The sequence below is a fragment of the Bradyrhizobium sp. ISRA464 genome (assembly GCF_029910095.1).
Taxonomy (GTDB): Bacteria; Pseudomonadota; Alphaproteobacteria; order Rhizobiales; family Xanthobacteraceae; genus Bradyrhizobium.
The window spans coordinates 7699235-7724912 of sequence record NZ_CP094526.1; the positions used below are offsets into that span (position 1 = coordinate 7699235).

Here is a 25678-nt window from a genome sequence, read left to right on the forward strand (position 1 = left end):
CGCGCCGACGACGACTACGCCTTCTCCTTCAGCGCGGCGCCGATCTCGTCGAGCACCTTGGGATCCTCGATCGTCGCCGGCATGGTCCAGGGCTCGCCGTCGGCGATCTTCTTGATGGTGCCGCGGAGGATCTTGCCGGAGCGGGTCTTCGGCAGCCGCGCCACGGTGATCGCGAGCTTGAACGCGGCGACCGGGCCGAGCTTCTCGCGCACTAGCGCAACGACCTCCTTCTCGACGTCATCAGGGCGCTTCGCCACTCCGGCCTTCAGCACCAGGAAGCCGCAAGGCACCTCGCCCTTGATCGCGTCCTTGATGCCGAGCACGGCGCATTCGGCGACGTCGGGATGCGACGCCAGAATTTCTTCCATGCCGCCGGTGGAGAGCCGGTGACCGGCGACATTGATGATGTCGTCGGTGCGGCCCATCACCCAGACGTAGCCATCCTCATCCTTGTAGCCGGCGTCCGAGGTCTTGTAGTAGCCGGGGAATTCCGAGAGATAGGCTTCCTTGAAGCGCTCGTCCTGCTGCCACAATGTCGGCAGGCAGCCGGGCGGCATCGGCAGCTTGATCACGATCGACCCCATGGTGCCCGCAGGCACCGGCTTTGCCGACTCGTCGACCACATCCACCTGATAACCCGGCATCGACACCGTCGGCGAACCATGCTTGACCGGCAGCATGCCGAGGCCCACCGGATCGCCGGCGATGCACCAGCCGGTCTCGGTCTGCCACCAGTGATCGATCACCGGTACCTTGAGCTGCTGCTCCGCCCACTCCACCGTCGGCGGATCGGCGCGCTCGCCGGCGAGGAAAAGCGTACGGAAGTTCGAGAGGTCATACTGCCGGATGAACTTGCCGTCCGGATCTTCCTTGCGGATGGCGCGGAACGCGGTCGGCGCCGTGAACAGCGCCACCGCCTTGTGCTCGGAAATCAGGCGCCAGAACGCGCCGGCGTCGGGCGTGCCGACCGGCTTGCCCTCATACATGATCGTGGTCGCGCCGTGGATCAGCGGGCCATAGACGATGTAGGAGTGGCCGACCACCCAGCCGATATCAGAGCCGCACCACCAGACTTCGCCCGGCTTCACGCCGTAGAGATTGTACATCGACCACTTCAGCGCGACGAGATGCCCGCCATTGTCGCGCACGACGCCCTTCGGAATTCCCGTCGTGCCCGAGGTGTAGAGGATGTAGAGCGGATCGGTCGCGAGCACCGGGACGCAAGCCGCGGCCTTGCCGGTGTCGAAGGCGGCCTGGCGCAAGCTCGCCCAATCATGATCGCGACCGGCCGTGAGCTCGCAGCCGTGCTGCTGCCGTTGCAGGATGATGCAGGTTTCCGGCTTCGCGCTGGCGAGGCGGATCGCTTCATCGAGCAGCGGCTTGTACTGCACGATGCGCGCGGGCTCGAGCCCGCAGCTTGCCGAGAAGATCAGCTTCGGCTTGGCGTCATCGATCCGGCTCGCCAGCTCCTTGGCCGCGAAGCCGCCGAACACCACGCTGTGCACCGCACCGATCCGCGCGCAGGCGAGCATCGCGACCACCGCCTCCGGCACCATCGGCATATAGAGGATGACGCGATCGCCCTTGGTGACGCCGAAATCCTGCATCACCGCGGCCAGCGTCTGCACCTCCTCCAGCAGCTCGGAATAGGTCAATTTCGTGATCGTGTTGGTGAGCGGAGAATCGTGGATCAGCGCGAGCTGGTCGGCACGGCCGCCGGCGACATGGCGATCCAGCGCGTTGTAGCAGGTGTTGACCACGGCCCCGGCGAACCAGCGCCCATACACCCCGATCGCGGGATCGAAGATCTTCTTTGCCGGCTCGATCCAATCGATCTCGCGCGACGCTTCTGCCCAGAATCCCTCGGGATCCCGAAGCGAGCGGGCATACACCTCATGATACCGGCTGTTCTGCTGAATGTTCATCGCGTTTCTCCCTCGCCTCTCTCCGTCGTCATGGCCGGGCGCCTGTCCCCGACTCGATCGAGGATGACCCGGCCATCCACGTCTAGGGCCAGGCATGACGACTACGGATGGTTGGCTCTCTTGGCGGCCATTGTCATGGGCTCACCCGATAATTCAAGCCGTAAACTGACCGACGTTAGCACTAGTATCCGTCCGCGCCGTTCAGCCGCTGCAGCCGCTCGCGCATCTCCTTCTGCAAATCGTAGCCGGGCTTGCCGAACTGGATATTGCGGCGGGCGATGAACTGATCCTGATCGCGCTGCAGCTCGCGCGCCTGACGCGGATCCTGCGCCTCACGGATCGCGCGGACGGTCGATGCGTTGATCTCGCGATCGAGGTCGGCGAGGCCGGGATTGGCGCAGATCGCCTTTTCGACCGCGCGGCGCGCCTTGCGGCAATCGAAGCTCGGCTTGCCGGCGACCGCCATCATGGCGCCCATCCGTTCCAGCTCGAGCGATAGCGACTTGTAATTGACCCTGGCCGCGGCGTGATCGGGATTGAGCTTGAGCGCGGCGCCGAAATCCATGATGGCCTTGGGCCGGTCGCCTTTCCGGCGCCAGAGCTCGCCGCGTGCATTGTGCGCGTCGGCCTGCCCCGGATCGAGCCGCAGCACGGTGTCGTAATCGCCGATCGCACGAGCGGTCATCTGCTTGCGGTCGTAGGCGGCGGCACGCGCCATCAGGGCCTTGATGCGATCGGGCTTGGCCGCCTTCTCATTGTCGATGAACGCGCCGCAGACGTCGATCGTCTTGTCGTCGTCCGCTGCTGCGGCCGCGGCCACGCAGGGGCCCGGATCAACCTCGACGTCCTTGCCCGGCTCGCTGCTGGTTGCGCGCGCAACACCGGCCATGACCATGCATGACAGGGAAACACTCAGCGCCACGGCCAGATGTCCAGAGTTGCGTCGCATCACAATCGCCGACAAGGCGTCCCTCTCCTGCGCCAGAACCAACCAGACGGCTGCGCCGCGGACAGCACGCAATTTGCGGCAAAACCACACGCTGGATTATACGTCAATTGCTACGATCGGCTGCACGGGGGGCATCTTGCGGACATTCGAATGGATCATCGGCCTCCTGCTCGCCGCCGTTGCGCTGTCAGCGCTGGCCCGGCGGCTCAAGGTCCCCTACCCGACATTTCTTGCGATCGGCGGCATGCTGCTGGCCCTGCTGCCGTCGGGCCCGTCCTGGACCCTGGAACCGAAGCTCGCGCTGGCGCTGTTTGTTGCGCCGGTCCTGCTCGACGCCGCCTTCGACACCTCGCTGCGCGATCTCCGCAACAACTGGCTGCCGGTTTCGACGCTCGTGCTGGTCGCGGTCGGCGTCACGACGGTGGCCGTCGCCGTCGTCGCGCGCTGGCTGCGCCCGGACATGCCTTGGGCCGTTGCAGTCGCGCTCGGCGCCATCGTGGCCCCGCCCGATGCCGCGGCAGCGACCGCGATCTTGCGCCAGGTCAGCCTGCCCTATCGAATCCAGAAGATCCTCGAGGGCGAAAGCCTGCTCAACGATGCCAGCGCGCTCCTGATCTATCGTGTCGCCGTCGGCCTGATCGCCGCCGAGCACATGAAGGTGCGCGAGTTTGTGCCCGCCATCACCTTCGCACTGCTCGGAAGCCTCGCCGCCGGCTTTCTGTTCGCGCAGGTCTGGATGACGATGACGCGCCGCATCACCGAGGCGCCGAGCGCAATCATCACGCAGTTCGCCGGCACCTTCATGGTATGGATCGTGGCCGAGCATATCGGGCTGTCCGGCATCCTCACCATCATCGCCTATGCGATCACCATTGCCCGCACCGCACCGACCCGCACGTCGGCGCGGCTGCGCGTGTCATCCTATGCGGTGTGGGAAACCGTCATCTTCGTCCTCAACGTGCTGGCGTTCATGCTGATCGGCATGCAGTTGCGCCCGATCTGGTCGGGGCTCGACGCCGACGTGCGGTACAAATACGGCAGCTTTGCCCTGGCAATCCTCGCCGTCGTGATCCTCGCCCGCATCGCCTGGGTGATACCGTATGGCGCATTCCTGCGGGCCTTGAAGGCGCGCGGCGTGCTTCCGCCACACGTGGTGGCGGCCGTACCGTCATTGCGACGCGGCATTGTCGAGTCCTGGTGCGGAATGCGCGGCATCGTGACGCTGGCGGCCGCCTTTGCGCTGCCCGAGTACTTTCCGTATCGCGATCTGATCCTGCTGACGGCGTTTGCCGTTGTGCTCGGTTCGCTGGTGATCCAGGGCCTGACGCTGCGGCCGCTGATCCTGGCGCTGAAATTCGATGACGACGACCCGGTTGCGCGCGAGGCCGCCCATGCCCGCAGCGTCTCCTTTCGCGCCGCGCTCGACGAAATCGAATCGGACCCGTCCGAGGAAGCCGAAATTCTCCGGCTCGAATACCGCGCTGTGCTGCTGCGCGCCGAGACCGACCCCGAGGGCGGCCTGGCCTCGCGCGAGCTCCCGGCCGATCCGCTGCGGCGGCGTGCCGTCGCCGCGGCCCGCCGGGCGTTGATCAGCCTGCGCCACGCCGAGCAGATCGGCGACGACGCCTTCCATCTGGTGGAGGAAGAGCTCGATCGCGCCGAGCTCAGCGTGGAAGCGTGACGGGCGCGTCGCGTTCAGGCCCCTGACTTGGAGGTGATGCCGCCGTCGACCACGAGCTCGATGCCGGTGACATATTTCGATTCGTCCGACGCCAGGAACAGCGCCGCATTGGCAACGTCCCAGGCGTCGCCCATGTGCCCCATCGGCACCTGCGCGTCGCGGGCGCGCCACATAGCTTCCACATCGCCCTTGGCGTAGCTCTGCGCCAGCCCCGCCGAATGCGCGACCATCGGCGTCTTCATCAGTCCGGGCAGGATCGCGTTGACGCGGACATGCTTGGAGGCGAACTCGACCGCGGTCGAGCGCGTCATCTGGTTCATCGCGGCCTTGCTCGCATTGTAGCTGACATAGGAAATGCCGACATGGCGGATCGAGGCGATCGAGGAGATATTGATGATCGAGCCGCCGCCCTGCTTGATCATCACGGGAATGACGTGCTTCATCGCCAGATAGGCGCTCTTGAGATTGACCGCGAAGACGCGATCCCATTCGGCTTCGCCCACCTCGACCACGCTGCCGACCTCGGCGATGCCGACATTGTTGTCGAGCACGTCGATGCGGCCGTAGTTCTTCAGGCAGGCTGCGACCATCGCCTCGACCTCGCTGGCGCGCGACACGTCGGCGGTGAATGCAGTCGCCTTGCCGCCCTCGCCGGTGATGATCCCGGCGGTCTCTTCCGCGGCCGCGCCGTTGCGATCGACGCAAAACACGCTGGCGCCCTCGCGCGCGAAGGTGACGGCGGTCGCCTTGCCGTTGCCCCAGCCGGGCCCGATCGAGCCCGCACCGACCACCATCGCAACCTTGCCCTTGAGCCGATCCATCAATTGTTCTCCCCTGTTGTTCTTGTAGCCCGGATGAAGCGCAGCGCAATCCGGGGCCGGTGTTCCCGGATTTCGCTTCGCTACATCCGGGCTACGGATTCGGACACACACTCATCGTGGTGACATTAGCACCGATCGGATGCCCGAAAATCTCCGATAGCGTCTGGCAGCTTCCTTCATGACACAGATGCCATTCGCCGGCGGCGCCGGAATTGCCGAGCACGACCTGCGGCCTTGGCACGGGCGCCGGCGCCCACTGGAACCAGCCGTCGATAAGGCGCGCCTCCGGCGGCGGCTCCATGCCGGCGCCGAATCCCTTGATGCGGGCCTGGACAAGCTCAAGGCCGGCGTCCGTGACGCGCCAGTCTTCCTGCCAGGCCGTCTTCTCGATCGAATGCGTCCAGGCGAGCGTGAAGGCTGCGACCGACAGCGCCTTCACGACACCTGCCGAGGCGAGGCAGAGGCTCAAGCCGCCGCCACCGCGTTGCGCGACCGCTGCCGCCACTGCCACAGCACGAGCGCGGCAGCGAGCGTGAAGCCCGCGGTGTCCGAGAACGGGAAGTCGCCGAGCAGGCAGAGCGCGCCGGCCAAGGCCACGGCCAGTTCGATCAGGGTCAGCCGCGTGAACAGGAAGCCGATCGCGACCACGCCGAACAGGGCGATCGCGACCAGCGCCTTCAAGGTCGCGAGGGCCACTGCGCCGTAGAAGCCGAGCTGCGCGACCATCGGATCGTTGGTCTGCAGCATCAGCGCCGGCGAATAGACGAAGATGAAGGGAATGACGTAGCCGGCAAGCGCGATCCGCATTGCCTCCCAGCCGATCTTGTCGGGATTCTCCTTGGCGATCGGCGCCGCCGCAAGGGCCGCGAGCGCCACCGGCGGCGAGAGGTCGGCCATGATGCCGTAGTAGAACGCGAACATGTGGCTTGCGATCAGCGGCACGCCGAGTTTCGCCAGCGCGGGCGCCGCGAGCGCCGCGGTGATGATGTAGGTCGGGATGGTCGGGATGCCGGTGCCGAGCAGGATCGACAGCAGCATGGTCATGATCAGCGCCAGGAACAGGCTCTTGGCGCCGAGGCCGATGATCCAGCTGCCGAAGATGGTGCCGACGCCGGTCTGCGTCATCATGCCGATGATGGTCCCGACAATGGCGCAGGCCATGCCCACGGTGAGCGCCGACTTGGCGCTGTCGGCGAGCGAGTCGCGGCATGCGGCGAGCGTGGCGCGGCCGCCGCGGGTGATCGCGGCAATGGCGATCAGGCCGGTGACGATGCAGGCGACCGGAACGATCTCGAGCCCGTTGCGCGAGACCGCCGCGACCACCAGTGCCAGCCCGATCCAGAAGATGTAGCGCAGGACGGTATTGGACAAACCGAGGGTGATGCTGGCGCCCAGGATCAACGCGACCGTCAGCGCAAGCCCCATGCTGCCGGCATAGAGCGGCGTGAAGCCCTCGAACAGCATGTAGACAAGCGCCGCGAGCGGCAGCACCAGGTACCAGCGCGCCACCAGCGCCTTCCAGGCGCTCGGGATCTCCGAACGCTTCATGCCGACCAGGCCGTGCTTGCCGGCCTCGAGATGCACCATCCAGAACGCGGAGGCGAAGTAGAGGACCGCCGGGATCACCGCGGCCTTGACGATCTCCGAATAGGGAACGCCGAGCGTCTCCGCCATGATGAAGGCGACCGCACCCATCACCGGCGGCATGATCTGTCCGCCCATCGAGGCGGTGGCCTCGACGCCGGCCGCGAAGGCGCGGCGATAGCCGAACTTGATCATCAGCGGGATCGTGAACTGGCCGACGGTCACGACGTTGGCGACGCCCGACCCCGAGATCGTGCCCATCATGCCGGAGGCGAACACCGCGACCTTGGCGGGTCCGCCGCGGGTCCGGCCGAACAGGCCCAGCGAGACGTCGGTGAAGAGCTGGATCATGCCGGCGCGCTCGAGGAACGAGCCGAACAGGATGAAGAGGAAGATGTACGTCGCCGAAACGTAGATCGGAACGCCGTAGAAGCCTTCGGTGCCGAAGGAGAGATGTGTGACGATCTGGTCGAAATCGTAGCCGCGATGATTCAACGGCGACGGCAGATACTGCCCGAAAAACCAGTAGAGCAGACAGGCGCCGCACATCAGCGGCAGCGCCGCCCCCATCAGCCGGCGCGTGCCTTCGAAGATCAGCACCGCAAGCAGCGTGCCCACCGCAAGGTCAGTGGTGGTGGGATCGCCGTCGCGGGCGATCAGGTCGGCGTAGAAGATCCACTGGTAGAGTCCGCAGAGGAAGCCGGCGCCGCCGATGATCCAGCTCAGCGCGCGGCCGAAATCGGTCTTCGCCGTGAAATTACCGATCAGGCCGAAGGTCAACAGGATCAGGAAGCCGACATGGACGCCGCGCACCACCTGGCTCGGCAGGTAGTTGAAGGCCGCGACGTAGAGCTGAAACACCGCAAACGCGAGCGCGATGGCGTAGGCCAAGTAACCCCAGCCGCCCGATCCGAACCCCTCCGGAAACCCGTGCTCGAAATTGTCGAATTCAACCTTGACGGGCTGTTGAGCGCCCTCGGCCTGCTGTTGCATGAATTAGTCCCCCGCCGTCCCCGCGACGCTGACTGCACCTGTCTGGCGCCTGGGCCGCGTCCGCCGTACGTCATGCGCAGGCTCGACCCGCGCATCCATCGAAAAATCAACGTCTTTAGAAAGATCGATGGCCGGGTCAAGCCCGGCCATGACACCTGAACCGACGCCGTCTCTTACTTGATCAGGCCCTTTTCCTTGTAATAGCGGATCGCACCGGGGTGCAACGGCACCGGGCTGCCGCTCGCAGCCGTCTCGAGCTTGATCTCCTTGCCCGCGGCATGAGCATTGGCGAGCTCCGGCAGCGATTCATAGACCAGCTTGGTCATCTGATAGGCGAGATCGTCTGATACGGCGCTAGAGGTGACCAGATAGTTCACCACCGCCGCGGTCGGCACATCCTTGTCCTGGCCGGTATAGGTGTTGGCCGGTATGATCACCGAGACGAAGGGCGGACCGATCTTGTCGACGGTCTCCTTCGGCACCGCCACCACGGTAATATTGGTCGAGGTCGAGAGGTCCTTCAGCGAGGCGACGCCGAGACCGGCGGATTGCAGCGTCGCGTTGAGCTGACGGTTCTTCATCAGGTCGACGGATTCCGCGAACGGCAGATACTCGACCTTGCCGAGATCCTTGTAGCTCATGCCGGCGGCCGCAAGGATCGCGCGGGAATTGAGCTCGGTTCCGGACTTCGGCGCGCCCACCGACAGGCTCCTGCCCTTGAGATCGGCCAGCGTCTTGATGCCGCTTTCGGCGGTCGCGACGATCTGGATGTAGTTCGGGTAGATCGCGCCGATCGTGCGCAGCTTGTCGAGCTTGGTCTTGAAGCCGGCTTCCGCATCGCCTTCCCAGGCTGCCTTCAGCGAATCACCGAGCGTGAACGCGATCTCGCCGCGGCCTTGCTGCAGCAGCACCAGGTTCTCCACCGACGCCTTGGTGGCCTGCACCTGGGTCTTCACGTTGGGGATCTTGTCGCCGTAGATCTTACCGATCGCGACGCCGAGCGGATAATAAACGCCGGAGGTCCCACCCGTCAGCACGTTAATGAACTGCTCGGCCCGTGCGACAGGCGCCGACAAAACGCTGGCTACCACGATCGCAGCAGCCACCAACTTCGAATTCATGAGTATTATTCTCCCCTTGAGCCGGCCGGAAATTGGCCGGACACCCCCGCCGGGTCAACCCATCCAAACGACGCATGCATTGTCGCAGCCGCATCGCGCCGCAATCGCGACCGGATGCGGGAACCCGGCGCGAAAAGGTTGAGGCACGGGCCCGACCCGCGAGGTATTACTTGCAGCCGTCCGAAACGCCCGTCGCGCGAGCGCTCGATGCGCTGAACGTCTTCCCTGCCGATGTGCGCGACGGGCTCGGCCCCCTATCTGACGATCGACCTGCTGACCGAGCGGAAGAGCGCAACGCACGGCTCGGTCACATGGACGCCTATAGGCCGACGCGCTCCACTCTCTTGAAAGATCACGATGCGATGCGCGCGGTGTAAGCACGCGATTGATTCGCGTCTGATTCGCGTCACGCCACGCAACTTGATGTTCAACAATGGCGCAGATTCACGCCGACGCGAGCGCATCAACACAGAGATTAACACCGTCCCTTGATGAAACACGGCGACGTCGAATCCGGCGACGATCGTGAAGCCGTCAAATCGCGCTCATGAACGCCAGATGACGCATTTATTGCAGGCCGAGGTGCGACGTCATGTGCCATTTCCCTCGCAATTTAATTCGAATTCGCGGCCTTAAGGTTAGCGAAGCAATGCATGTATGATCCCGAAATTTCCATGATTGCCCGTGCCGCTCCGATGTACGACTCGCTCGGGGCTACTCCGAATAGGGCGGGCATGAATCACATCAGTCATATCGGATACGCACGAGCCGGCTGGTTCGGGCACCGCAAGCTGACACCGCGCGCATGCATCGCGGACAGCAAAAAACACCTGCGGACCTTCCTTGCGGAGGCACTTGAGGACCTCGGCTTCATCACCAGCGAATGCGGTCAGGCCGACGAACTTGACGCCGTATTGGACGCTGAACAACCCGATCTGCTCGTGCTCGGCGTGTACGTGGACGGGATCGAAGTCAGTAAAATTCTCGAGACTTTGGTGAGAAAGGAGTACGGCGGCAAGGTGCTCGTCATCGGCCGGCCGGACTCGATCATCGTCAAGGCGGTCAGACAGATAGGCGACGAATACAGTATCGCGATGCTACCGGCATTGCCGACACCTTTCAGCGCCGCAACGCTTCGTCACACCCTTGCGTCACTGATTCCGGCCGAACCTGCGCCAAGCCCGGCAGTCGACGTCCCCGAAGCCTTGAAGGCCGGGTGGCTCGAGCTCTGGTACCAGCAAAAGATCCATCTCCGGACGTTGGCTCCAAGCGGAGCCGAGGCGCTGATCCGGATGCGCCATCCCGCCTGGGGCATCGTTCCGCCTGCGTATTTCATTCCCGACGAGGGCGATCCGCACTTCCAGGCCCTGTCCGAATTCGTCATCGAGCGGGCGATCGAGGACTGGCGATATCTGATCGAGCAGAAGGGGCCGGTTGATCTCTCGATCAACCTGCCGATCTCCTTCCTTGCCAACGCCGATGCAGTGCGCGAGCTCTGTCGCCGGATGCCGGATCACCCGGCGTTCGCAGGCCTCCTGATCGAGATCGACAGCGCAGAGCTCATCGACAATCTGGACCTTGCGATCGATGTCGCCAGGCGCGTCCGCCTGCACAACATTGCGATCTCGATCGACAATGTCGGCGCCAATTGGCCATCTCTGCTAGGGCTCGAGACCTTTCCCTTTGTCGAACTGAAGGTCGACCATCAATTCGTCACCGGCTGCGCGGATCAGCGTCTGAAGCAGACGGTGTGCCGCCGGATCGTCGAGCTGGCCCACGACAAAGGCGCGCGCGTCGTTGCGCAAGGGGTCGAGACACGCGCGGATTTCCTTGCCGCGCACGACCTGGATTTCGATCTGGTCCAGGGGTACCTGTTCGGCAAGCCGATGGGCCTCAGGAAGTTTGCGAGATCACGCCTGCAGCTTCCGGCCGAAAAGGACGTCGCGTCCTGACGCAGGACCGCGTCAGGTCCGGGCGCTGCGATCAATTCCACGCAGCGCCTCGCCGCGGGCGATCAACCGCTTGGCGTTCGAATAGGTCGGGACTTCAAGCAACGTTCGGCAGCAACGCCGTGGAGAGCCCTCGGCGAGGCCATAGTCCCGCTCGAGGCGCGTGACCGCCTCGTCGAGCCGGACGACATGGTGCGGCTCGGCGACCTTGGGCAGCGCGACGATGTCCGGACGCCCGCGCATGATGGCGGCAAGGTCATCCATGCCATCCTGCTCAAGCGGATTGACGCGGACCGCGACGACCGCGCCCTCTTCCCGCCAGGCTGCATAGAGATCGGCGGCCAGCGTCCGCGCCTTCGGGCGCAGCGGCGGCGGGGTAAAGTCTTCCAGCTCGTGGATCAGAACGTCGGCGCCACTTGCGGCCGCGCGTTGCAGCACGTCCTCGTTTGCGCCTTCGAGAAACAGCCAGGAGCGACAGAGCGCGGCCGGGCGCGGCTTGCGCATCACATCGCCCACGCCGTCGTCACTGGAACGTCATATCGAGGCACTTCGAGATGTCGGAGCCGAGCCCCGACGAGATGGTGATGCAGCCGCGGATCTTCTGGCTGTTGTTATCGCTCGCCCAGATCGCATAGCCGCCGGGGCCGAAGAACGAGTTGGTGTTCGGCGGCTCGGTCTCGGTGGCGTCGAACGAATAGTTGCCGTCGGTGTCGAAGATGCGCGGCTTCTTGGTGCAGCCGCCGTCGGCCTGAACGTTGATGACCTCTTTGTTGTCACGCGTCAGCGCCAGGGATACCTGGCAGCGGAAGTATTCCGAGGTCTTGGTGTTGAACAGATAGGCGTACGACCTGCAGGTCGCAGTGTTGAGCTTGCCGGCCGAGAGGCCGCGGCTGCAGGCGATCCGCTGGTTATTGGAGAGCTTGAATTCGTCCGCCTGCGCGACCGAAGCCAGCATTATCAACGACAGAGCGACACCGAAACCGATCTTCACGACGTGGTGCATACGAATCATCCCAAGGTGTGTTCTGGCAATGAACTGGTTGTAGACGGAAACGCGAAGATAGTCGCGAGGCGGAAAATCACAAAGCCGCTGACATGCGCGAGTGGCCGCGCCCATTGTCGTATTGACGGCTCAGCGACGTTCGTGATTTGTTCAAGATGCTGATACGACGCCATTTTTCGGCCGGAGGTGGATCATGACGCATTTTTCAACCAGGACCTTTTTCGCGACAGCAGCCCTTACCGCACTGACAACATCCGCCTTCGCCCAATCGGCGACGCCGTGGGAGCTGAAGACCGACATGGGCTATGCCTATGGCAAGGACGGCAAGACCTGGTCGTACAAGATGGGCACCAACAATGCCGGCACGCTGTTGAAGGGAGCCAAGAAGGTGCCGAAGGGCACATTGTTCTTTATCGGCCAGAACGGCCAGCTCTACATGCGCTCCGGCCCCTATCTCGAGAGCGACGGCAAGTTCATGTTCGGATCCGAGTAGGACTCCAAACTCGCATCCATCCACCGTAGCGGCGGGTGACGATCAGAACGCAGCAGCCAGCTCCTTCGCACCGGGCTTGTTGCAGTTGTAATCCATTCGCTCGTTGGTCACCGCGAGCAGCTTCGCCACCGTGTTGTGGCGGATCGCAACGGGATTGCGCTCGTAACCCGAACGCTGGAAGAAGTTCGCGGTCGGCACCCGCTCGCGCATCGCCTGCGGCATGGTCACCATGTCGAGCCCGGTGCCGTCGCCGGTCAGATTCATCATCTCGAGTTCGGCAGCAGTGAGCGGCCGGTTGTAGCCCTTGCCGCGCGCGAAGATCACCGAGGTCAGCAGCTTGTGGGTTTGCAGCATCGGGCCGACGTCGATGTCGAGCACCATGGCGTGCACCGCCCAGCCCTGCGGGGTGTCGGCGAGCCGCTGATGCGCCGACCAGTCGTCCGGCACCGTGCGCGTGAACGCGACCATCTTCTTCAGCACCGCGAGCTTGTGGTCCATCGCCTTGCGCGCCGGCCCTTGCAGGGCCGCAGCCCGTTCGGCCAGCGCCTTGATGAAGAGGTGGCCCTGCTCGGCGAACAGCTCGACGCTGTTGGTGGTGAGCAGCTGATTGTAGCCGACCGCGGTGGAAATGGCGCGCCTGCCGCCATGCTCGATGCCCGACTGTACGTCGTAATTGCCGGTGCCGCCGGTCTCGAAAGAGTAGACCCGCACCGCCTGTTCCGGCGTAAGGCCCGCGGCCCGCGCATATCGGGCATAGGCACGCTTGAACTCCATCTCGGAGGCGGGACGCTGCGGTGTGAACTGGAATTGCTCGGCGGCCGCCCGCACGAAATCCGCGACCAGTGGGATCGGTTTGCGCGGCGGCCGCGGCCGCTCCTCTTCCTCCTCCGGCGCCGGATTCACCGGCCGCTTCGGTCCCTGATAGACCGGCGGCTGCTCCAGCACGTAGTCGTCGAGCGTGATCTGCACGCGGTCGCGGCGCTTGGCGTTGCGGGTGCGTCGCTTGTCGGCGATCGCGTTCCAGTAGGCGTCGGCCTCCTGCTCGAAGGCGGCGCGCGCCTCCAGATATTCCTTCAGCTTGCGGCGATATTCGGCGATCGCAAAGGGGGATACCGCCTGCGCCATCGCGTTCGCGGTGGCCGGCGGCAAAACGTGGGCCTCACTCGCCAACACGGACGGCGCGCCTGCAGTCAGCGCGAGTGCGACAAGGCCAAGGCACGGGCGAATCAATTGCGGGCGCATGGTCCTCTTGTAGCAAGCGCGGGCGCGAAGTCAGCCCGGAATTCCGCGGGGCCGCGCGCGCCGCGATGCCGCGGAGTTGCGCCGCGAAAACAACATCTTTGCTGCATCAACGCGGAGGCATGTGGCTCGCCCTGCCCGAAAGATGAACAGACAGTTACGCCGGCGCAATTCGAACCCCGCTATTTCCAGGCGAACACCGGCTGCTCCAGATCGGCGACGCGGGTGTCGCGCCCGGCCAGCACTTCGCGGAACTGATAGATCAGCGCCGCCGTCGGCGCATGGATGAGCTGGCCGCCGAGGCGGAAGCGGATCACGCGCCGCACGCTCTCGGGGATCGAGACGAAGGTGAAGGCGTCAGCGGCCTCGACCGCGTCCAGCCCGATGCGATGCACCGAAGCGACCTCGTCCGGGTTCGGCGCGATCTCGCCTGTCCTGCCCGCCCAGACCACGACCGGCGTGATCAGATAGCCGGAGCGTGTCGGGTAATCGTCGAGCATCCCGAGCACGTCGTTCGCGCCAAACGAAAGTCCGAGCTCCTCGTGCAACTCGCGCAGCGCGGCCTGCGCCTGCGTCTCGCCGGCATCGCAGCGCCCGCCCGGCAACGCCCATTGCGCGCTGTGAGCGCGGAGGCTGGCGCTGCGACGGGTCAGCAGGAACGCGGTGTCATTGCCGTCATCGCCTTCGGTCAGCGCGATCGCGACCGCCGCACGCTTCAGCGTCGGTGCGGCGTCCGCCGGCGCCAGGCGTGTGAACGCGGCGCAGAGCTCTGCGATATTCCGCCGGGTGGCATCGTCAAATGTGTGGGCCATTGATCTTGACTACAACAGTCCCGCGTTTGATGAAATGACCGCTAGCACATACCCACTTGCAACCAATGGACCCCCATCACATGACGGCGAAGGCCGCGGACAAACTCAAATCCGACGGCTGGAAGATCGCCGACACCACTGGCTTCCTGCATCTGGTCGGCCCGCTGTGGCATCGGATGGACGATGACCTCCCGGAATACGCGCTGATCACCGAGGACAAGCATCACAACCGCCGCGGCCTCGTGCAGGGCGGTGTGATCATGACCTTCGCCGACCGTTGTTGCGGCATGACCGCGCGCCACGTCTCGGGCAAGCCGACGCTTGCAACGGTGCAGCTCGACACCCATTTCGTTGAAGCCGGCAAGATCGGCGAGATCCTGATCACCCGCCCGCGCGTGGTGCGCTCGACCCGCAGCTTGATCTTCATCACCACCGAGGTGACCGTCGACAAGCGCTGCATCGCGATGGCCAATGGTGTGTTCAAGATCCTGAAGAGCGAGAGTTGACCCTTGTCATTCCGGGGCGATGCGTAGCATCGAACCCGGAATCTCGAGATTCCGGGTCTGGTCCTTCGGACCATCCCGGAATGACCCCGGAGGAACGACCGATGCAATACCTCCAGCTCGGCCGCAGCGGCCTGAAGGTTTCGCCGATCTGCCTTGGCACCATGATGTTCGGCGGACCGACCGACGAGGCGACCTCGGCGCGGATCGTCGCGAAGGCGCGCGAGGCCGGCATCAACTTCATCGACAGCGCCGACGCCTATAATGGCGGCAAGTCCGAGGAGGTGGTCGGCCGCGCCATCTCCAACCATCGCTCCAACTGGATCCTCGCGACCAAGCTCGCCAATCCGATCGGCAACGATCCGAACCACGGCGGGCTGTCGCGGCGCTGGGTGCTGCAGGCGGCCGACGAAAGCCTGAGGCGGCTCGGTACCGATCACATCGACATCTACTACCTGCACAAGGAAGATCACGCGACGCCGCTCGAGGAGACGGTGCGCGCGATGGGCGACCTGATCCGCTCCGGCAAGGTGCGCTATTTCGGCGTCTCCAACTACCGCGCCTGGCGCGTTGCCGAGATCTGCAACATCTGCGACCAGCTCGGCATCGACCGCCCGATCGCGAGCCAGCCCTACTACAACGCGATGAACCGGATGCCAGAGGTCGAGCACTTTCCGGCTTGCGGTTATTACGGCCTCGGCATCGTGCCCTACAGCCCGTTGGCGCGGGGCGTCCTGACCGGCAAATACGCGCCCGACGCGGCGCCGGCCGCGGATAGCCGTGCCGGCCGCAACGACAAGCGGATGATGCAGACCGAATGGCGGCCGGAATCCCTGCAACTCGCGCAGGAGATCAAGCGCCACGCCGAGGCCCGCGGCATCACCGCCGGACAGTTCGCGGTGTCGTGGGTCCTGAATTCGTCGTTCGTCAGCTCGGTCATTGCGGGCCCGCGCACCGAGGCACAATGGGACGAGTACATCCGCGCGCTCGACTACCGCTTCACCGCGGACGACGAAGCGCTGATCGACCGCCTCGTCGTGACCGGCCATCCCTCGACGCCGGGATTCAACGATCCGGCCTATCCAATCGAAGGCCGGCGGGCGCGAACGGAGCAGCCGTGACCGTATCACGGCGTGGCCATTCGTCTCGGCTGCGCCGAAGCGACGCTTCGTAGCTTCCGAATTGCGCGAAGGCCGAGTCGGCTGCAGCATCCGCGCACGACAATGCCGATGCTGGTGCGCCGATGACCGCATCCAATGTGCTGGACTGGGTCGTGGCTCTGCTGGTTTGCTGGGCAAGCCTGACCGCGATCGTCCAACCTCCGCGCGAGAGCACGCGATGCGATGCGCCGTATGCGACGGGCAGGGCGCTGCCAATCCCGCTGTCACCTCCGATGCAGGCGGAGGTCGGCGAGATGATCCGGGACATGATGCTGCACGATTGAGCTGGATGGACAAAACCCGAAAGACCTTCGTCAAATACAGCCCGTGAAATGATTGAGGGCGGCGCCGAAGCGCCGCCCTCACCTGTTGCTGTCACTTGCCGGCCGCTTACTTGTGGCCCGCGAGATCGAAGCGATCGGCGTTCATCACCTTGGTCCACGCCGCGACGAAGTCCTTGACGAACTTCTCCTTGGCGTCGGCGGAGCCGTAGACCTCGGCGAACGCACGCAGCTGCGAGTGCGAGCCGAAGATCAGGTCGACGCGGGTGCCGGTCCACTTCACCGCATTGGTCTTGTGGTCACGGCCCTCGTAGACGCCCTCGCCGGCGTCACTCCACTTCGTCCCCATGTCGAGCAGGTTGAGGAAGAAGTCATTGGTCAGCGTGCCCGGCTTGCCGGTGAAGACGCCGTGCTTGGATTTCTTGGCGTTGGCACCGAGCACGCGCAAGCCGCCGACGAGAACCGTCAGCTCCGGTCCGGTCAGCCTCAGGAGCTGTGCGCGGTCCACCAGCGCCTCTTCAGGCGTCATGAACTGCGGCTTGCCGCCGACATAGTTGCGGAAGCCATCAGCCCGCGGCTCGAGCGGCGCGAACGACGGAGCATCGGTCTGCTCCTGCGACGAGTCGGTGCGGCCGGGCGTGAAGGGAACCTTCACGTCGGTGCCGCCATCCTTCGCCGCCTTCTCGACGGCAGCAACGCCGCCGAGCACGATGAGGTCGGCAAGCGAGACCTTCTTGCCGCCCTTCTGGGCTGCGTTGAACTCGCTCTGGATGGCTTCGAGCTTGCCCAGCACGGTCTTGAGCTGCGCCGGCTCGTTGACGTCCCAGTCCTTCTGCGGGGCGAGACGGATGCGTGCGCCGTTGGCACCGCCGCGCTTGTCGGAGCCGCGGAAGGTCGACGCCGACGCCCAGGCCGTCGACACCAGCTCGGACACTGACAGGCCCGAGGCGATGATCTTCGCCTTGAGCGCTTCGATGTCCTTGTCGTCGACCACGGGATGGTCGAGCGCCGGGACCGGATCCTGCCAGATCAGCGTCTCCTTCGGCACCAGCGGGCCGAGGTAACGCGCGAGCGGGCCCATGTCGCGGTGCGTGAGCTTGAACCAGGCGCGGGCAAAGGCGTCCGCGAACTGGTCCGGATGCTCGTAGAACCGGCGCGAGATCTTCTCATAGGCCGGATCGAAGCGGAGCGACAGGTCGGTGGTCAGCATGGTCGGCTTGCGCTTCTTCGACGGGTCGAACGGATCGGGAATGATCGCGTCCGCGCCCTTCGCCACCCATTGCTGTGCACCCGCCGGGCTCTTCGTCAGCTCCCATTCATACTTGAACAGGTTCTCGAAGAAATAGTTGCTCCACTTGGTCGGGGACTGCGACCACACGACTTCCGGACCACCGGTGATCGCGTCAGCGCCGACGCCGGTGCCGAATTTGCTCTTCCAGCCCAGGCCCTGGTCTTCGAGCGCCGCGCCTTCCGGCTCCGGCCCGATCAGCGACGGATCGCCCGCGCCGTGGGTCTTGCCGAAGGTGTGGCCGCCGGCGATCAGCGCGACGGTCTCCTCGTCGTTCATCGCCATGCGGAAGAACGTCTCGCGGATGTCCTTCGCCGCAGCGATCGGGTCCGGATTGCCGTTCGGGCCTTCCGGGTTGACATAGATCAGGCCCATCTGCACGGCGCCGAGCGGTTCGGAGAGCTGACGCTCGCCGCTGTAGCGCTCGTCGCCGAGCCAGGTGCCTTCCGGACCCCAGTACAGCTCTTCCGGCTCCCAGACGTCGGCGCGACCACCGGCAAAACCGAAGGTCTTGAAGCCCATCGACTCCAGCGCGACATTGCCTGCCAGGATCATCAGGTCGGCCCAGGAGATCTTGCGGCCGTATTTCTGCTTGATCGGCCACAGCAGCCGGCGCGCCTTGTCGAGGTTGGCGTTGTCAGGCCAGCTGTTCAGCGGGGCGAAGCGCTGCTGGCCGGCACCGGCGCCGCCGCGGCCGTCGGTGATGCGGTAGGTGCCCGCGCTGTGCCAGGCCATGCGGATCATCAGGCCGCCGTAATGGCCGTAGTCGGCGGGCCACCACTCCTGCGACTCCGTCATCAGGGCATGCAGGTCCTTGATGACCGCGTTGAGGTCGAGAGTCTTGAACTCCTTCGCGTAGTCGAACTCCTTGCCCATCGGATCGGACAGGTTCGAGTTGTGATGCAGGACCTGGACGTCGAGCGTGTTGGGCCACCAGTCACGATTCGTGTGTCCACGGGTGCCCGTAAATGGGCATTTGCCCGCGCCTTCGTCGGTTTTTGCGTCCATGTTTCTTCTCCGAGGTGATGGATTCTTGGAATGTGCTGGAGCTCTTCCAAAAAAGAGTCTACGCGCCCGATTCCATCAGGTGAAATTGACTTTAATGATCGCACCGATAAGATAATCTGATGATAAATGTCACACTCCGGCAACTCAGGTATTTCGATGCGCTGGCCCGCCATGGCCATTTCGGGCGCGCCGCTGACGCCTGCGCGGTCTCGCAGCCCGCACTGTCGATGCAGATCCGAGAGATGGAACAGGCGCTCGGCGGCGTGCTGCTCGAGCGCGGTGCGCGGCAGGTGACGCTGACGAAATTCGGCGAGGAACTCCTGCATCGCGTCCGCGACATCCTGCGCTCGGTCGACGAGCTCGGCGACTTCGCGCGCGCCTCGCGCGACCGGCTCGCCGGCCGCCTGCGCGTCGGCATGATCCCGACGATCGCCCCGTATTTGCTGCCCAAGGTGATCGAGAACCTCGCGCGGCTGCATCCCGAGCTCGACATCCATGTCCGCGAGACGCTGACGCCGAAACTGATCAAGGAGGTGTCCGAGGGCCGCCTCGATACGGCGATCGTGGCGTTGCCGGTCTCGGAACCGTCGCTGACCGAGGTCGCGCTGTTCTCGGAAAATTTCCTGCTGGTGCGGCCGGGCGCGGATGCCGGAACGCCGGTGCCGAGCAGCGAACGTCTGCGCGAAATGCGGCTCTTGCTGCTCGAGGAAGGACACTGCTTCCGCGACCAGGCGCTGTCGTTCTGCAACATGCAATCCTCGCCACCGCGCGAGGTGCTGGATGCGAGCTCGCTGTCGACGCTGGTCCAGATGGTCGGCGCCGGCATCGGGGTCACCCTGATTCCGGAAATGGCCGTGGCGGTGGAAACGCGCTCGGCGCCGGTCGTGGTCTCGCGCTTCAGGAATCCGCAGCCCTCGCGCACCATCGGCATGGTCTGGCGCAAGACCAGCCCGCTCGCCGGACAGCTCCAGCAGATCGCCGAAGTGGTCTCGCTCGCCGCCGACGCACTGCACGCGCCGAAGGAAGATGGTCGCGCGAAGGAGGCGACGAAGCGCGCGACGCGGCGAAAGTAGAGTGTTGCGCACTGCTCTCTCCGTCGTCGTCCTGGCGAAAGCCAGGACCCAAACAACATTAGTTGTGCAAGCGATCGTGGCCAAAACCTCGCGCAACGGCTGGCATTCGGGGTAATGGGTCCTGACTTTCGCCAGAACGTCGCTGGGGATAATTCTCGCTCAATGTCTCGCGCCGTCATTGTGAGGAGCGACAGCGACGACTTGTCCGCCGAGGCCTCGGCGAAGGCGGAAGCAATCCATCTCTCCGCCGTCATACCCCGCGCATGCGGGGTATCCAGTACGCTGCGGCCTCTCGGGTCAATCACTGCTGCCTCTGGAATACTGGATCGCCCGCTTTCGCGGGCGATGACAGTCGTGGAGATATGGCTTTGCGTTCTCGCGGCGCGTTGCGTCCGAGCTTTGCACTTCGTTTCGCCCTTCTTGAAGCAGAGGGCGCAGGGAAAGCCGGGTGCCGATCGCACCCATGGGTCCCGAGCAAATGGAAAGCTCGGGAGGTAGGACCACAGGTGAAACCGGAGCAATCCCGGCTTTCCCTGCGCGATGGGTTACGGCTTATACGTGCTCTCCCCGGCGAGACTGGGCTTTGTTGTCACCGTCTTTGCAAAAGCGCTTCGCGCTTTGCAAGGAGACACCTGCCACTAGGGCGTCAGGCCTGCACGACTTCACCGTCCGCCTCATGCGCACTCGTCAGTTGCGCAATCGGCGTCCACCGCATCTCGACCCAACACTCGTGACGATCGCGAAGCGCCCCTCAAGCGGGTGAGACGGGCTATTCATACACTGAGTTGCACTTCTTGAAAACAGAAATATTTTTGATGCGAGGTCTTGTGCCGTCGAGACTGGGCAAGAATGGCAACTAAGGGGCTGGGGCGGCTCGGAAAGCACTGACGACGAGCGACAGCGAGATTTTGGCGCGGAAGGGCCGCAAAGCAAGCCGAATGGCGCGCAGAGTGGCCGCAAGGAGGTTTGCGCCGGCAATGCGCGTCTTTTCTGCAAGGTACGCGACGAAGCGGTCGAAGCCGAGAATGCTGAGCACGCGGGTGAAGTTGTAGCAAAGCGCCATCAGGCTCCATTCGCCGCGGACCTTGTCGAAGCCGCGCACGAGAAAGTGCTGATAGCCGGCGCGGCATTTGAGTGTTCCGAAAGGGTGCTCGACGATGGCGGAACGGCGGCGCATCAATGTGGCAGCCTCGGCGCTTTGCATCCTCATGCGGTGACGTTCGAGAACGTCCTCGTGTTCCCAGCGCGCGATGCTCCGGTAAGGCGCCTTCGGGGCAAGACACCGCGCGCTCAGGGGACATGCTGCGCAGGCCGCCTTGCGCGCCAGGTAGCGGATCTCGATGCGGCCGCTCGTGTTCGTCCAGCGCCCTTCCGTCGGGCGCAGCAGCTCGCCGGCCGGGCAACGGTAGGCATCGGCGTTCGCATCGTAACTGAAGTCCTTGCGGCTGAGGCGGCCTTCCTTGAGCTTGCCATTGCCCTCGTGCAGCGGCACATAGGCAACAATGCCGTCATCCTCGCAGGCCTTCAGGTCCTCGCTGGTGGAATAGCCGGCATCGGCCGCCACCTGCAGAGTCTCGACGTCGAGGGCCTCTTTTGCCGCCTTTGCCATCTCATGAAGATGGCCCGCGTCGTTGCGGTTGACGACCTCGCTGGCAACGATGAGCGTGTGCTTGTCGTCAACGACGCTCTGCACGTTGTAACCCGCAATGGTCTGGTCGCCCTTGCTCAGAAGCCTTGCGTCGGGATCGGTCTTCGAGAGTTGCCCCTTGTCGCTTGTCTCCAGGTTCTTGAGGTCGGCTTGCGCGCGCTCGCGCCGGGCCATCAGCTCCTTCACCTTCTCGCCGACATCGCCGCTGCCCTTGCTGCCATCTCCCGGACCGGCACATCGCTTGGCTTCCTCGGCATCGTTGGCTTCAAGGGCCTTGCCATAAGCCTCGATCTCCTTGTCCAACGCGGCGATCTGTTTGGCCAGCTTCCCTTGCGTGAAGATGCTGCCCTTGCTGGCGTTACCATGGAATAGCGCCCCGTCGATCGCAACGAAGGTCCCACCGATCAGGCCGAGGTCGCGCAGGAGCAGCACGAAACTGCGGTTCGCGGCCTTGAGCGCCGCCCAGTTCTCCTTGCGGAAGTTGGCGATCGTCCGATAGCCCGGCTTCATGTTCTTCAACAGCCAGATCAGCTCCAGATTGCGGCAGGCCTCCCGCTCCAACCGCCGCGACGACCTGATCTGGTTGATGTAGCCGTAAAGGTAGAGCTTCAGCAGATCGGCCGGATCGTAGGGCGGCTGCCCCACTTCGTCCGCGGCACGATCCGCATGGCGGAAGCCGAGCTTTGAAAGGTCGAGCGCGCCAACGAAACTGTCGATCGCCCGCACCGGATTCTGCTGTCCGACATAGTCCTCAATCCGGGGAGGAAGAAGACTGGGTTGCTCCCGGCTGTCGCCGGCCTTGAACGTCCGATTCGCCATGCGCCGAATCGTACATCAACTCCAAAAAATGCCGAGTTCTTGCCCAGCCTCGTCGGGCAAATCAGTGGCATGGGCCCCCGCTCTGCGGGACAAGCAATCGAGACACGCGCAGACTGCAGCAGATTGAAAGCCTGCGATCGCTGCAACGCTTGCTTTGACTTTTGTTGCGAGGGGCAGGACCTACGTTTCTCGCAACCAGACTTCACCGACCGAATGGTCGGAGCGCTTGCGCAGCACAACGTCGGCCCGCGTCCGCGTGGGTTGAATGTTCTCGCGGAGATTGGCGCGATGATGCTCGCGCCACAACCTGTCCGCAACCTCGCGCGCGTCATTGGGTGGGAGGTCCCTGTAGTGATGGAAATATGAAGCGGGGTCGCGGAAAGCCGTTCGCTGGAGCCGGAGAAAGCGCTCGATATACCAGGATTGGATGTCAGCCTCATCGGCGTCGAGATAGATCGAAAAGTCGAAGAAATCCGAGACCACCACCGGCGCCGTACCGCGCGCCTGCAGGACATTGAGGCCTTCGAAAACCAGGATGTCCGGTTGCCGGACGACTTGACGTTCCGAAGGCGCGATATCGCCCATCAAATGCGAGTACACGGGCAGCTCGAGGTCGCGTTCGGCCGCCTTTATAGCCGAGAGAAATCGTAACATGCGCGGAAGATCGTAGCTCTCGGGAAAGCCCTTGCGTCGCATCAGCCCACGCTCCACCAGAACGCTGTTGGCATGCAGGAAACCGTCGGTCGTCACCAGTTCGACTCGCGGATGATCCACCCAGCGCGCCAGAAGCGCGCAAAGCACGCGGGCAAGGGTGCTCTTGCCGACCGCAACACTCCCTGCCAACGCGATAATGTAGGGCGAACCGCGCCCCGGCCGACCGAGAAATTCCGCCTTGACGCGCGTGAGGTTGCGCGCCGCCAGGAAATGAAGGTTCAACAGGCGGGTTAGCGGCAAATAGACGTCGGCGACCTCGGCAGACGTGATGGGCTCATTCAGGCCGCGAAGCGCCGAGAGATCGGCGTCCGAGAGAGTGAGCGACGTGTTGGAGCGCAATGCCGCCCATTCGCTTCGGCCGAAGGTCGTATATGCGGACAGCTCGTCGGAGTGGGTCATTCTCGCCTGTTCACGGTGGGCCAGACACATCCCATCAATTTTGCCGAGGCAAATCCAGACACTTTAATGCGCCTTGAGGTGAGCGCGCGAGCAGGTCGGCGGTCTCGCGGGCTTGGTGCGCCTTCATCGTACAGGTGCCGAGGTTCCCATCCCCAGGTTCCCGGGAGCTTCGCGACCTTTTCCTGCCAACCGATCGGTAGCCGGCTTCCGTTCCGGTGGATCACCGCGAGATCCGCTGCGCCTTGGTCCGTGAGCGGACTAAGCCGCGATCATCAGCGCAAACAGGATCACAAAGAGCATCCCCGTCATTACGACCGCGGCAACGGTCCCGGCCGAGATCTTGGCGTTATAGGCGCGTCCTCTCCCGCGCGTTACCACAAGCCCCGTTGCGACGGATAGAAGCCCTGTTGCGACGGATAGCCCTGCTGCGACGGATAGCCCTGCTGCGGATAATAGTACTGGCCGCCGCGCCGGCGCGTGTAGACAGGTTGAGGGGGAGCCGAATTGCCTTGGAAGAAATTGCCGAAGAAGCCGCCGCCATCGTCGTTGCTCCAGCCGTCGCCGGCGACCTCGACATCATCGGTTCGAGGCGTAGGCTTGCGCGTGATGAAGCCGCCTTGCGGCTGGTTGCTCAGCACCGCGACGAACTCGGTGCGATAGTTGGTCTCGCTGCTCAGCGGCTCGTCCGAGATGATGATCGAGGATTTCGGCACGGCGGTCGGCGCGATGCGATCCAGCACGTCCTGCGGAATGGTGACGCGGTCGAGCGCGTCCTTGGCGTTGTCGCCATCGTCGATCGTGACCTCGGTCCAGCGCAGGCCCGCGCCGTTGCGCGCCACCGCGGTGAACACATGGGTGCCGATCGGCCGGTCGGGATCACGGATGGTGACCGGAACCTCGATGCTTGAGTCGAACACCTCGCCGCCGTCCGGCCACGGCTTGTGGGTGTTGCGCCGCACGTAAAGCTTCTGCGTCGCGCGGCTGATATAGACCGAGACCGGCTCGAGCGCGAGCTTTGCCTCTGTCGACGCCTTCGCGGTCTCGGCCTTCTTGGTCTCGGCCGCCTTGGCGGCGTCCTTGGCGGCCGCGGCGGCGTCGAGCTTCGGCTTCGCATCGGCCTTGGCGGCATCGAACTGCGTGCCTGCGTCCGCAGCCCTGGCGGCGGCCTTCTGCCTGGCGTCCTCGGCGCGTGCCTTGGCCTGGTCGGTCTTGGCCGCGGCGAGCACCTTGTCGGCGTAGGCGAGCTCGGCGTCGGCGCGGGTCTTGAGCTTTTCCAGCTTGCGCAGGGCCGCCGGCGTGTATTGTGCGGCGTCCTTCGCGGCGGCCGCGGCGGCTTTCTTCGCCTCGTCGGCCACCTTGGCGGCCTCCGCGGCCACGCGGGCCAGCGCTTCGGCGTGCGCCGGTGCGGCGGCGATCGCTTGCGGGTTCGGCACGAACAGCGCCGGGTGGGAGAACTCGACCGGAGCCGCGTCGTTCGGCGCGATGATCACCCGCATCCCGATCCAGGTCTTGTCGAACAGATTCTCCGCGAAGTCGTACGGCATCCGCACGCAGCCGTGCGAGGCGGCATAGCCGGGCAGTGGCCCGCCGTGCAGCGCGATGCCGTTCCAGGTGATGCGCTGCATGTTCGGCATCCAGGCATCGTCATAAAGCGTCGAGTGGTGGTCCTTATCCTTTTCGAGGACGGCAAAGACGCCGGCCGGCGTCTCGCGTCCCTTGATGCCGCTCGACACCGGCGCGCGCAGGATCCAGCCGTCGGCGTCGTAGAACGTGACCTTCTGGGTCTTGATCGAGACGATTGCCATGATCGGCTCGCCGGCCTGGCGCGGCGCCACCGCCTCGACGGTGGGCGCCGAACGCGCCTGCCGCGCCGCGGCCGCGGAGGTCAACGCCATCAGTGCGGCGAGCGCCGCCAGCGTCACGATGGCGGGAACTCCCCGACGCCGCCTTGCCACGGTGGATCGCGCCGTCGTCAATCGAGCAACCATGCCCCGCCCCGGTTGAAATGCCTGTCCGCCTTGCATCAATCAAATGTCAGGTCTCAAGTTCCTGACCAGCTTGACGGCTGCCACCGCTCACGACGCTGCCGATCCGTTCCCGGCAACGATCGGCACGATTCGACAACGAATCTCTCATATACGACGGCCTGCGCAGGAGGAAGGTGGCCCGCGGCCCATGGCCGCGGCAATTTTGGTGTTTCGCCGACGTGCAAGTT

Annotated in this window: 22 protein-coding genes; 8 read left to right on the forward strand and 14 right to left on the reverse strand. The window is 64.5% G+C overall.

All coding sequences use genetic code 11. From position 1 onward, the window contains the following. Positions 1-14: 14 nt before the first annotated feature. Together MTX19_RS35615 and MTX19_RS35620 are read right to left on the reverse strand one after the other, a co-directional pair. Complete coding sequence (locus MTX19_RS35615) at positions 15-1925, reverse strand: propionyl-CoA synthetase (protein WP_280981375.1); 1911 nt, start codon at positions 1923-1925, stop codon at positions 15-17. Positions 1926-2106: 181 nt separating this feature from the next. Then, positions 2107-2874, reverse strand: coding sequence for a hypothetical protein (locus tag MTX19_RS35620; protein WP_280981376.1), 768 nt, complete (start codon positions 2872-2874; stop codon positions 2107-2109). A 136-nt stretch (positions 2875-3010) separates the two neighbouring features. On the opposite strand from MTX19_RS35620, the gene MTX19_RS35625 reads away from it, so the two are divergent. Further along, positions 3011-4555 (forward strand): sodium:proton antiporter, encoded by a 1545-nt coding sequence (locus tag MTX19_RS35625; protein ID WP_280981377.1) that lies wholly within the window; start codon positions 3011-3013, stop codon positions 4553-4555. A gap of 14 nt (positions 4556-4569) precedes the next feature. Here MTX19_RS35625 and MTX19_RS35630 read toward each other — a convergent pair whose 3' ends face one another. The 4 genes from MTX19_RS35630 to MTX19_RS35645 all read right to left on the reverse strand — a co-directional run bounded on the left by MTX19_RS35630 (position 4570) and on the right by MTX19_RS35645 (position 9074). Next, the gene (locus tag MTX19_RS35630; protein WP_280981378.1) at positions 4570-5376 is read right to left on the reverse strand and encodes a glucose 1-dehydrogenase; all 807 of its coding nucleotides are present in this window, start codon (positions 5374-5376) and stop codon (positions 4570-4572) included. Between the two features lie 91 nt (positions 5377-5467). After that, positions 5468-5845 carry a DUF1850 domain-containing protein gene (locus MTX19_RS35635; protein ID WP_280981379.1) on the reverse strand — a complete coding sequence of 126 codons (378 nt, stop codon included), beginning with the start codon at positions 5843-5845 and terminating at the stop codon, positions 5468-5470. Further along, positions 5842-7953, reverse strand: a complete 2112-nt coding sequence (locus tag MTX19_RS35640) for a TRAP transporter permease (protein ID WP_280981380.1) — start codon at positions 7951-7953, stop codon at positions 5842-5844. The genes MTX19_RS35635 and MTX19_RS35640 overlap by 4 nt, the downstream gene beginning before the upstream one ends. Before the next feature lie 173 nt (positions 7954-8126). Further along, a complete protein-coding gene (locus MTX19_RS35645; RefSeq protein WP_280985714.1) occupies positions 8127-9074 on the reverse strand; it encodes a TAXI family TRAP transporter solute-binding subunit in 948 nt (315 codons plus the stop codon). Between the two features lie 170 nt (positions 9075-9244). Between MTX19_RS35645 and MTX19_RS35650 the strand changes: the two genes are divergently transcribed. Further along, positions 9245-9451, forward strand: a complete 207-nt coding sequence (locus tag MTX19_RS35650; protein WP_280985715.1) for a hypothetical protein — start codon at positions 9245-9247, stop codon at positions 9449-9451. A gap of 357 nt (positions 9452-9808) precedes the next feature. Continuing rightward, entirely contained in the window at positions 9809-11026 is a 1218-nt protein-coding gene (locus MTX19_RS35655) for an EAL domain-containing response regulator (protein WP_280981381.1), read from the forward strand. A gap of 12 nt (positions 11027-11038) precedes the next feature. On the opposite strand, the gene MTX19_RS35660 is transcribed toward MTX19_RS35655, so the two are convergent. Together MTX19_RS35660 and MTX19_RS35665 are read right to left on the reverse strand one after the other, a co-directional pair. Beyond that, entirely contained in the window at positions 11039-11527 is a 489-nt protein-coding gene (locus MTX19_RS35660) for an aldolase/citrate lyase family protein (RefSeq protein ID WP_280981382.1), read from the reverse strand. A 19-nt stretch (positions 11528-11546) separates the two neighbouring features. Then, positions 11547-12026: a hypothetical protein gene (locus tag MTX19_RS35665; protein WP_280981383.1), complete on the reverse strand. Its 480-nt coding sequence runs from the start codon at positions 12024-12026 to the stop codon at positions 11547-11549. A gap of 193 nt (positions 12027-12219) precedes the next feature. Between MTX19_RS35665 and MTX19_RS35670 the strand changes: the two genes are divergently transcribed. After that, a complete protein-coding gene (locus MTX19_RS35670) occupies positions 12220-12519 on the forward strand; it encodes a hypothetical protein (RefSeq protein ID WP_280981384.1) in 300 nt (99 codons plus the stop codon). Positions 12520-12561: 42 nt separating this feature from the next. Here the strand turns inward: MTX19_RS35670 and MTX19_RS35675 are convergent, their stop codons facing one another. After that, positions 12562-13761 (reverse strand): hypothetical protein, encoded by a 1200-nt coding sequence (locus MTX19_RS35675; protein WP_280985716.1) that lies wholly within the window; start codon positions 13759-13761, stop codon positions 12562-12564. Positions 13762-13940: 179 nt separating this feature from the next. After that, positions 13941-14570: a CoA pyrophosphatase gene (locus MTX19_RS35680; protein WP_280981385.1), complete on the reverse strand. Its 630-nt coding sequence runs from the start codon at positions 14568-14570 to the stop codon at positions 13941-13943. An 80-nt stretch (positions 14571-14650) separates the two neighbouring features. On the opposite strand from MTX19_RS35680, the gene MTX19_RS35685 reads away from it, so the two are divergent. From MTX19_RS35685 to MTX19_RS35695, 3 genes are all read left to right on the forward strand, one after another. After that, a complete protein-coding gene (locus MTX19_RS35685; RefSeq protein WP_280981386.1) occupies positions 14651-15076 on the forward strand; it encodes a PaaI family thioesterase in 426 nt (141 codons plus the stop codon). 101 nt (positions 15077-15177) lie between these two features. Beyond that, the gene (locus MTX19_RS35690) at positions 15178-16194 is read left to right on the forward strand and encodes an aldo/keto reductase (protein ID WP_280981387.1); all 1017 of its coding nucleotides are present in this window, start codon (positions 15178-15180) and stop codon (positions 16192-16194) included. Between the two features lie 122 nt (positions 16195-16316). After that, complete coding sequence (locus tag MTX19_RS35695) at positions 16317-16517, forward strand: hypothetical protein (protein WP_280981388.1); 201 nt, start codon at positions 16317-16319, stop codon at positions 16515-16517. Positions 16518-16623: 106 nt separating this feature from the next. On the opposite strand, the gene katG is transcribed toward MTX19_RS35695, so the two are convergent. Beyond that, entirely contained in the window at positions 16624-18810 is a 2187-nt protein-coding gene (katG, locus tag MTX19_RS35700; protein WP_280981389.1) for a catalase/peroxidase HPI, read from the reverse strand. Positions 18811-18929: 119 nt separating this feature from the next. Here katG and MTX19_RS35705 point away from each other — a divergent pair, with 119 nt between their 5' ends. Then, positions 18930-19883, forward strand: coding sequence for a LysR substrate-binding domain-containing protein (locus MTX19_RS35705; RefSeq protein ID WP_280981390.1), 954 nt, complete (start codon positions 18930-18932; stop codon positions 19881-19883). Positions 19884-20739: 856 nt separating this feature from the next. On the opposite strand, the gene MTX19_RS35710 is transcribed toward MTX19_RS35705, so the two are convergent. From MTX19_RS35710 to MTX19_RS35720, 3 genes are all read right to left on the reverse strand, one after another. Next, on the reverse strand, positions 20740-22350 hold the full coding sequence (locus MTX19_RS35710; RefSeq protein ID WP_280978673.1) for an IS1182 family transposase: 1611 nt from the start codon (positions 22348-22350) through the stop codon (positions 20740-20742). 180 nt (positions 22351-22530) lie between these two features. After that, positions 22531-23463, reverse strand: a complete 933-nt coding sequence (gene coaA / locus MTX19_RS35715; RefSeq protein ID WP_280981391.1) for a type I pantothenate kinase — start codon at positions 23461-23463, stop codon at positions 22531-22533. A 371-nt stretch (positions 23464-23834) separates the two neighbouring features. Then, positions 23835-25451: a L,D-transpeptidase gene (locus MTX19_RS35720; protein WP_280981392.1), complete on the reverse strand. Its 1617-nt coding sequence runs from the start codon at positions 25449-25451 to the stop codon at positions 23835-23837. Positions 25452-25678: the final 227 nt, after the last annotated feature.

Bases quoted from the DNA above. Each gene is read 5' to 3' on its own strand.
- MTX19_RS35615 (WP_280981375.1), bottom strand. From the start codon at position 1,925: ATGAACATTCAGCAGAACAGCCGGTATCATGAGGTGTATGCCCGCTCG.
- MTX19_RS35620 (WP_280981376.1), bottom strand. From the start codon at position 2,874: ATGCGACGCAACTCTGGACATCTGGCCGTGGCGCTGAGTGTTTCCCTG.
- MTX19_RS35630 (WP_280981378.1), bottom strand. From the start codon at position 5,376: ATGGATCGGCTCAAGGGCAAGGTTGCGATGGTGGTCGGTGCGGGCTCG.
- MTX19_RS35640 (WP_280981380.1), bottom strand. From the start codon at position 7,953: ATGCAACAGCAGGCCGAGGGCGCTCAACAGCCCGTCAAGGTTGAATTC.
- MTX19_RS35645 (WP_280985714.1), bottom strand. From the start codon at position 9,074: ATGAATTCGAAGTTGGTGGCTGCTGCGATCGTGGTAGCCAGCGTTTTG.
- MTX19_RS35655 (WP_280981381.1), top strand. From the start codon at position 9,809: ATGAATCACATCAGTCATATCGGATACGCACGAGCCGGCTGGTTCGGG.
- MTX19_RS35660 (WP_280981382.1), bottom strand. From the start codon at position 11,527: ATGCGCAAGCCGCGCCCGGCCGCGCTCTGTCGCTCCTGGCTGTTTCTC.
- MTX19_RS35665 (WP_280981383.1), bottom strand. From the start codon at position 12,026: ATGCACCACGTCGTGAAGATCGGTTTCGGTGTCGCTCTGTCGTTGATA.
- MTX19_RS35670 (WP_280981384.1), top strand. From the start codon at position 12,220: ATGACGCATTTTTCAACCAGGACCTTTTTCGCGACAGCAGCCCTTACC.
- MTX19_RS35675 (WP_280985716.1), bottom strand. From the start codon at position 13,761: ATGCGCCCGCAATTGATTCGCCCGTGCCTTGGCCTTGTCGCACTCGCG.
- MTX19_RS35680 (WP_280981385.1), bottom strand. From the start codon at position 14,570: ATGGCCCACACATTTGACGATGCCACCCGGCGGAATATCGCAGAGCTC.
- MTX19_RS35685 (WP_280981386.1), top strand. From the start codon at position 14,651: ATGACGGCGAAGGCCGCGGACAAACTCAAATCCGACGGCTGGAAGATC.
- MTX19_RS35690 (WP_280981387.1), top strand. From the start codon at position 15,178: ATGCAATACCTCCAGCTCGGCCGCAGCGGCCTGAAGGTTTCGCCGATC.
- MTX19_RS35695 (WP_280981388.1), top strand. From the start codon at position 16,317: ATGACCGCATCCAATGTGCTGGACTGGGTCGTGGCTCTGCTGGTTTGC.
- katG (WP_280981389.1), bottom strand. From the start codon at position 18,810: ATGGACGCAAAAACCGACGAAGGCGCGGGCAAATGCCCATTTACGGGC.
- MTX19_RS35705 (WP_280981390.1), top strand. From the start codon at position 18,930: ATGATAAATGTCACACTCCGGCAACTCAGGTATTTCGATGCGCTGGCC.
- MTX19_RS35710 (WP_280978673.1), bottom strand. From the start codon at position 22,350: ATGGCGAATCGGACGTTCAAGGCCGGCGACAGCCGGGAGCAACCCAGT.
- coaA (WP_280981391.1), bottom strand. From the start codon at position 23,463: ATGACCCACTCCGACGAGCTGTCCGCATATACGACCTTCGGCCGAAGC.
- MTX19_RS35720 (WP_280981392.1), bottom strand. From the start codon at position 25,451: ATGGTTGCTCGATTGACGACGGCGCGATCCACCGTGGCAAGGCGGCGT.